Origin of the sequence: Salipiger marinus (assembly GCF_035481585.1) — a bacterium.
Classification (GTDB): Bacteria; Pseudomonadota; Alphaproteobacteria; order Rhodobacterales; family Rhodobacteraceae; genus Salipiger; species Salipiger marinus.
In genome coordinates this window covers 329,763-330,959 of record NZ_JAYKSL010000003.1, presented here as the reverse complement: position 1 = coordinate 330,959, position 1,197 = coordinate 329,763, and the positions used below count along the sequence as shown (strand labels likewise).

2 protein-coding genes and 1 pseudogene are annotated in these 1,197 nt (G+C 69.7%); all 3 read left to right on the top strand.

Translation table 11 applies throughout. The features are described from left to right. Positions 1-179: pseudogene (locus tag VK682_RS06445) on the top strand (ribulose-phosphate 3-epimerase); the annotation flags it as partial. 29 nt (positions 180-208) lie between these two features. Further along, positions 209-883, top strand: a complete 675-nt coding sequence (gene gph / locus VK682_RS06440) for a phosphoglycolate phosphatase (protein ID WP_230795822.1) — start codon at positions 209-211, stop codon at positions 881-883. Further along, on the top strand, positions 880-1,197 hold a 318-nt coding region (locus tag VK682_RS06435), incomplete at its 3' end, for an HAD family hydrolase (RefSeq protein ID WP_324781584.1). The genes gph and VK682_RS06435, both read left to right, overlap by 4 nt.

The following is a 1,197-nucleotide window of genomic DNA, read 5'->3' as shown; positions in this document are numbered from 1 at the left end:
CCATCCATATCGAAATCGATGGCGGGGTCGATCCCACCACCGCCCCGCTGGTGGTGGCGGCAGGCGCCGATGTGCTGGTCGCGGGATCGGCGGTGTTCCGCGGCGGATCGGTGGACGATCCCGCCCCGTACGGCCAGAATATCCGGGCCATCCGCGACGCCGCAAACGCCGCGGCCTGACCTGACCGCCTCACGAAGGATCCTCGGCCATGACCGCCCAGACCGCCCTCATCTTCGATCTCGACGGCACGCTGATCGACAGCGCGCCCGACCTGCACCACGCCGCCAACACCGTGCTGCGCCACGAAAACCTGCCCGAGATCAGCTTCGAGCAGGCGCGCAGCTTCATCGGCAAGGGCGCGCCGGTGCTGATCTCGCGCGTGATGCAGGCGGTGGGCCTGCCCGAGGATCCCGCCGAACATGCCCGGCTGCTGGCGCTGTTCATGCGCGAATATGACAAGCCGCCCGCCCTGACCCGGCTTTATCCCGGGGTCATGGACGCGCTGGCGCGGCTGCGCGCCATGGGTCTGCCCATGGGGCTTTGCACCAACAAGCCCGCCCGCCCCACGCATATCGCGCTTGATCATTTCGGCCTTGCGCCGTTCCTCTCTGCCGTGGCCTGCGCCGAAACCCTGCCGCAGCGCAAACCCGATCCCGCGCCGCTGCGCCATGTGCTGGCCGAACTGGGCACGGCTTCCGCGCTTTATGTGGGCGACAGCGAGGTGGATGCCGAAACCGCCCAGCGCGCGGGCCTGCCCTTTGCGCTTTATACCGAAGGCTATCGCCATACGGCGGTGGCGGATCTGCCCCATGCCCATGTCTTTGACCATTTCGATGCGCTGCCCGATCTGGTGGCGCGGCACCTGCGCGAGCGCGCCGCATGACGCTGGCGGCGCTGATCTTCGACGTGGACGGCACGCTGGCCGAAACCGAAGAGGCGCATCGCCACGCCTTCAACCTCAGCTTTGCCGAGGCCGGGCTGGGCTGGCACTGGGACCGCGACACCTACCGGCGCCTGCTGCGCACCACCGGCGGCAAGGAGCGCATGCGCCGCTATGCTCAGGAAACCGGGCAGCCCGCGCCGGATGTCACGGCGCTGCACGCGCGCAAGACCGAAACCTATGCGCGGCAGCTGGCGCAGGGGCTGGCGCTGCGCCCCGGTGTCGCGGATCTGGTCACCGCCGCGCGCGCGGCGGGG